This is a genomic window from Acidovorax delafieldii 2AN (assembly GCF_000175235.1).
GTDB lineage: Bacteria > Pseudomonadota > Gammaproteobacteria > Burkholderiales > Burkholderiaceae_C > Acidovorax > Acidovorax delafieldii_B.
Genome location: NZ_ACQT01000226.1, coordinates 1 through 5,662, shown reverse-complemented (window position 1 = coordinate 5,662; position 5,662 = coordinate 1). Strand labels below are relative to the sequence as shown.

At 65.7% G+C, this 5,662-nt stretch carries 5 protein-coding genes; 1 reads left to right on the top strand and 4 read right to left on the bottom strand.

Features of this window, described 5'->3' with window-relative positions:
* The 4 genes from ACDELDRAFT_RS18340 to ACDELDRAFT_RS18325 form a co-directional block, all read right to left on the bottom strand.
* Positions 1-1,192: MFS transporter (locus ACDELDRAFT_RS18340; RefSeq protein WP_005799489.1), on the bottom strand; the 1,192-nt coding region annotated here is incomplete at its 3' end.
* Between the two features lie 209 nt (positions 1,193-1,401).
* Positions 1,402-2,214 carry an ABC transporter ATP-binding protein gene (locus tag ACDELDRAFT_RS18335; protein WP_005799488.1) on the bottom strand — a complete coding sequence of 271 codons (813 nt, stop codon included), beginning with the start codon at positions 2,212-2,214 and terminating at the stop codon, positions 1,402-1,404.
* A gap of 106 nt (positions 2,215-2,320) precedes the next feature.
* Entirely contained in the window at positions 2,321-3,271 is a 951-nt protein-coding gene (gene ntrB / locus ACDELDRAFT_RS18330) for a nitrate ABC transporter permease (protein ID WP_005799487.1), read from the bottom strand.
* A gap of 45 nt (positions 3,272-3,316) precedes the next feature.
* On the bottom strand, positions 3,317-4,561 hold the full coding sequence (locus ACDELDRAFT_RS18325; protein ID WP_005799486.1) for a CmpA/NrtA family ABC transporter substrate-binding protein: 1,245 nt from the start codon (positions 4,559-4,561) through the stop codon (positions 3,317-3,319).
* A gap of 497 nt (positions 4,562-5,058) precedes the next feature.
* Between ACDELDRAFT_RS18325 and ACDELDRAFT_RS18320 the strand changes: the two genes are divergently transcribed.
* On the top strand, positions 5,059-5,589 hold the full coding sequence (locus ACDELDRAFT_RS18320) for a VOC family protein (RefSeq protein ID WP_005799485.1): 531 nt from the start codon (positions 5,059-5,061) through the stop codon (positions 5,587-5,589).
* The last annotated feature ends 73 nt before the right edge of the window (positions 5,590-5,662 follow it).

Sequence of the window (5,662 nt, the reverse complement as noted above, 5' to 3'; positions counted from 1 at the left end):
CCCTGTCCACCCAGGTGCGGGTCCAGCGGGGCTGCATGGTGCGCAGCAGCGTCAGCATGGCGGCCGCGCAGGCGGCGAACACGACAAAGCCCCACAGGTAGGTGCCGGTGTACTGGCGCGATAGGCCCATGGCGTTGGGAATCAAACCGCCGCCCAGTGCGCCGATCTCACCGATCATCGAGCCCGCCACGGCCGTGGCCAGCGGCCAGCGCAGCGGCACCAACTGGAACAGCGCGCCGTTGCCTGCGCCCAACGCGGCAAAGCACAGCAGAAACAGCAGCATGGTGGCCAGCAGCGAACCTTCGGCCAGGCCGCACAGCACCAGGCTGATGGCCGTGATGGCCAGCACGCCGGTCAGGGTGTTGATGCCGCCCCAGTGGTCGGACAGCCAGCCGCCCACGATGCGCAGCGCCGCGCCCAGAAAGGCGGCCAGCATCGTGAGCTGCCCGGCCTGCACCTTGCTCACGCCGAACTGATCGTGAAAATAGCTGGGCAAGAAGCTGGTCAGGCCGATGAAGCCGCCAAAGGTGACGGCGTAGATCAGGCTGAACGCCCAGCCGTCCTTTTCAAACAGGCAGGCCACATGCTCGCGCAGGCTGGCACGGTGGTTGTTGTCGGGCGGCTCCTGTGCGCAGAAAACCATCACCAGCATGGGCAGGGCGATGCCGATGGCCGCAAAGCCATACACCGTCTGCCAGCCGAACTGCTGCGCCAGCGGCGGTGCCAGCAGGGCACACACCGCCGTGCCCACGTTGCCCGCGCCCACCAGCCCCATGGCCAGCCCCTTGTAGCGGGGCGGGAACGAGCCCGATCCCAGGGACAATGCCACGCCAAAACTGGCCCCCGCTATGCCCAGCAGCACGCCCATGGCCAGGAGGTCGTGGTAGCTCGTCACGAAGAAGTAGCCGAAGCCCATGGCCAGTGCAATGCCGCTCATCTCCACCAGCGTGGCGTTCTTGCGGCCGATGTACTGGGCCAGAACGCCCAGCGGGAAACGCATCAGGGCGCCGGCAAAAATGGGGATGGACAGCATCAGCCCTTTTTGCGCGGGGCTGAGCTGGTAGGTTTCGCTGATGAAGGGCGCCATCGCGCCATTGATGACCCAGATGCCGCAGGAGAAGGCAAAGTAGAGAAACGAAGCCCACAGCGTGGGGGCATGGCCTGCGTGGTGAAAATCGCGGAGGTTGAACATGGCGGTGCCTTGAGGTCCGTATGCAATGCCAAAAACAAAAAAGGCGTCCGTGCCGCCACTGGGCAAGCAGTGGTTGGCAGGGACACCTTTGTCGGGGGTGGCGGGGTGCGTCGTTGCACCAGGCCAGTGCGCGGCCACAGGGCCGCGCTGAAAGCTACGCAGTTTTTATGCCAGCGATGGGCTGGATGGGCTGGATGGGCAGCGGCGGGTCATGCGGCCTTCTCCACATGCCCCTGGCGCGTGTAAAGGAAGTCGATCACCGCCTTGCGGTAGTTCACGTACTGTGCATCCTCGGCCAGCTCCACGCGCGAGCGGGGGCGGGGCAAGTCCACATGCAGCACCTCGCCGATGGTGGCGGCCGGCCCGTTGGTCATCATCACGATCTTGTCGGACAGCAGCACGGCCTCGTCCACGTCGTGCGTCACCATCACCACCGTGCTGTGCGTGCGCGCCACGATCTCCAGCAGCTCGTCCTGCAGCTTGGCGCGTGTCAGCGCGTCGAGCGCGCCGAAGGGCTCGTCCATCAGCAGCACCTGCGGCTCCATCGACAGCGCCCGGGCGATGCCCACGCGCTGCTTCATGCCGCCCGAGATTTCGCCGGGGCGCTTCTGGCCCGCGTGCGTCAGGCCCACCAGGGCCAGCGCGGCGTCGGTGCGCGCCTTCAGTTGTTCCTTGTTTTCCTTGGCGCCGAACACGCGCTCGACGGCCAGGTACACGTTGTCGAAACAGGTGAGCCAGGGCAGCAGCGAGTGGTTCTGGAACACCACGGCGCGCTCCGGCCCGGGGCCCTTGATCTCCTTGTTGGCGCACAGCAGCGCACCGTTGGTGGGCGTGGTCAGCCCGGCGATCAGGTTGAGCAGCGTGGACTTGCCGCAGCCCGAGTGCCCGATCAGCGCCACGAACTCCCCCTTGGCGATGGTCAGGTTGATCTCGCGCAGCGCCGGGAACAGGCCCTTGGCGGTGCGGAAGGTCTGCTCCACGCCCTGGACTTCGATGAACTTGGTGGTGAGAGATGTATGCATGAGGTTCTCCTGGTTTTTCCGAGGCCACCGTGGAACCGGCTTTGCCGGGCCACTGGTGGCGCCCCCTGGAGGGGGTGACGCGCCGCAGGCGCGGCTCAGGGGTGGGTCAAGTCCTCACCTCTTCGAATGTGAAGGCCGTGGCCAGCTTGACCAGGGCCGCTTCGAGCAGCAGCCCGACGATGCCGATCACGAAGATGGCGATGATGATGTTCTTGACGTTGAGGTTGTTCCACTCGTCCCACACCCAGAAGCCGATACCCACGCCGCCCGTCAGCATCTCGGCGGCCACGATCACCAGCCACGCCGTGCCCACGGCCAGGCGCACGCCGGTCAGCATGTAGGGCAGCACCGAGGGGAACAGGATCTTGGTGAGCACCTTCCACTCGCTCAGGTTGAGCACGCGGGCCACGTTCAGGTAGTCCTGTGGCACGCGCTGCACGCCCACCGCGGTGTTGATGACCATGGGCCAGATGGAGCAGATGAAGATGGTCCAGATGGCGGCCGGGTTGGCTCCCTTGAACACCAGCAACCCGATGGGCAGCCACGCCAGCGGCGACACCGGCCGCAGCAGGCTGATGAGCGGATTGAACATGCGCGAGAGGAAGGCAAAGCGCCCGATGGCAAACCCCGCCGGAATGCCCACCACCGCTGCCAGCCCGAAGCCCACGGCCACGCGCTGCAGCGAGGCCAGCACGTTCCAGCCCACGCCCTGGTCGTTGGGGCCGTTGCGGTAGAAGGGGTTGCTGAACACCTCCACCGCCTGCAGCCAGGTCTCGTAAGGCGTGGGAATGCTGCGGCCCGTGCTGGCCGACACCAGCGCCCACAGCCCCACCAGCAGCCCCAGGCCCAGCGCGGGCGGCAGCACGGCGAGCCAGAAGGTGCGCGAGAGTGCCGTCCAGTCGCGCGCGGCGCGGGCTGGCGTGGAGGAACGGGTCGGTTTGGATGCTTTTGCGGCTGCAGCGCTTGCTGTTTGTGCGTTGTTAGCTATGTTTGTAATAGCGGTTGCCGGTGTTGCTGGTGCGTGCTCCAGCGGCGAGTGGAAGACTGCGCTGACCATGGTGTTCTCCTGCGTGCTTGGCGTGCGGGGGGATGGGGTTGGGCGTCAGGCCCTGATCTTGAAACCGTCGGCATACTTGGCGGGGTCCTTGCCGTCCCACACCACGCCGTCGATGAGCTTGCTGGTGCGCAGCACGTCCTTGGGCACATTGATCTTCATGGCGCTGGCGACCGACTTGTACAGATCGATCTGGTTGACCTGTTTGGCCACGGCCAGGTAGTCGGGGTGGCTCTTGAGCAGGCCCCAGCGCTTGTGCTGGGTGAGGAACCACATGCCGTCGGAGAGGTAGGGGAAGTTCACCGTGCCTTCGTTGAAGAACTTCATGTGGTTCGGGTCGTCCCAGGTCTTGCCCATGCCATTCTGGTAGCGCCCCAGGATGCGTTGGTTGATGGCGTCCACGCTGGTGTTCACGTAGGCCTTGCCGGCAATCGTCTCGGCCATCTTCATCTTGTTCGACAGGCTCGCGTCGATCCACTGGCTGGCTTCCAGCACCGCCATCATCACGGCGCGCGTGGTGTTGGGGTGCTTCTTCATGAAATCGGCCGTGGTGCCCAGCACCTTCTCGGGGTGGTCCTTCCAGATGTCCTGCGTGGTGTTGGCCGTGATGCCGATGCCGTCCATGATGGCGCGGTGGTTCCAGGGCTCGCCCACGCAGAAGCCGTCCATGTTGCCCACGCGCATGTTGGCCACCATCTGCGGCGGCGGCACCGTGATGAGCTTGGCGCCCGAGACGGGGTTGATGCCCGCAGCCGCGAGCCAGTAGTGCATCCACATCGCGTGGGTGCCGGTGGGGAAGGTGCCTGCAAACGTGTATTCACGCTTTTCCTTGGCCATCAGCGCCGCCAGCGTGGGACCATCCACCGCGCCCTTGTCGGCGAGCGCCTTCGACAGCGTGATCGCCTGGCCGTTGTGGTTCAGGCCCATGAGCACGGCCATGTCCTTCTTGGGGCCGGCCGTGCCCAGGTGCACGCCATACACCAGGCCATACAGCACATGGGCAAAGTCCAGCTCGCCATTCACCAGCTTGTCGCGCACGCCGGCCCAGCTCGCCTCCTTCGTAGGGATGATGGTCACGCCGTACTTCTTGTCGAAGCCCAGCACCGAGGCCATCACCACGCTGGCGCAGTCGGTCAGCGGAATGAAGCCGATCTTCACCTCTTTCTTTTCCGGGGCGTCCGAGCCCTGCGCGTGGACCAGCGCGCGCAGCGCCGGGCTCACGCCCACGGCGCCCACGGTGGCGGCCTGCAGCACGGTACGGCGGTTGAGGCTGGTTTTCAGAAGATCGGTCATGGGGCTCCCCTTGCGTCGTGAAAGTAAAAAAGGCGTCCTCACGCTGCGCACGTGCTGCCTGGGTAGCGCATGCGCAGGGTGGGGACGCCTTTGTCCGGTTTCTGGTGGCAGCCACCCGCCGTTGGGTGGCGCCGCCGTGGTGACCCTGTGGGTCTGCCATCAGCAACGCAAGCCCTGTGCCAGCTTTTCAAGACGGATGGTTGCTATCAATTAAAGAGCGTCTTGCGCAAAAGGGGTGAGCGCAAGCGGGCAAAAGAGCCAGAAAATGTTGGCGTGCGGCCATGCACCGGGCCAGTGCGGTGCGCCGGCAGAGGGCGCGGCGTTCCCGTGCGGACAGTGAGTCCCCATGCGGCTGCGCAGGATCGCGCCAGCCTGGTGGGCGTAGGCGTGTTCCTACCGCCGCATCGGACAGGCCCGACAGCCACCCCGCCCAGGCTGCGTACGATGCAGGCGGCCGATGGGGCAAAGCCCGGCCCCGTCATTCTTCAGGAGACGCAATGACCAGCAAGAACACCATCTGCCTGTGGTTCGACGGCGATGCCCTCGATGCCGCGAATTTCTATGCCCAGACATTTCCGGACAGTGCCGTCGGCACCATCTTGCGGGCCCCCGGCGACTATCCCGATGGCAAGGAAGGTGACGTGCTGACGGTGGAGTTCACCGTGGCCGGCATTCCCTGCCTCGGGTTGAACGGTGGCCCCCATTTCAAGCACAGCGAGGCCTTTTCGTTCCAGATCGCAACCGATGACCAGGCCGAAACCGACCGGTTGTGGAATGCCGTGGTCGGCAACGGCGGCGAGGAAAGCGCCTGCGGCTGGTGCAAGGACCGATGGGGGCTGTCGTGGCAGATCACCCCGCGCGCCCTGACCCAGGGAATCGCCGACCCCGACCGCGCCGTGGCGCGCCGCGTGTTCGACGCGATGATGACGATGCGCAAGATTGACATCGCAGCGATCGAAGCAGCGCGCAGGGGCGCCAACCAGCCGATCGGGGGTCAGGGCGCGCAGCCTGCGGGAACCCGCCGGTGACCCTGCGACCCGGTTGCGGTTGCGGTTGCGGTTGCGGTTGCGGTTGCGGTTGTGCGTTGTGCGTTGTGCGTTG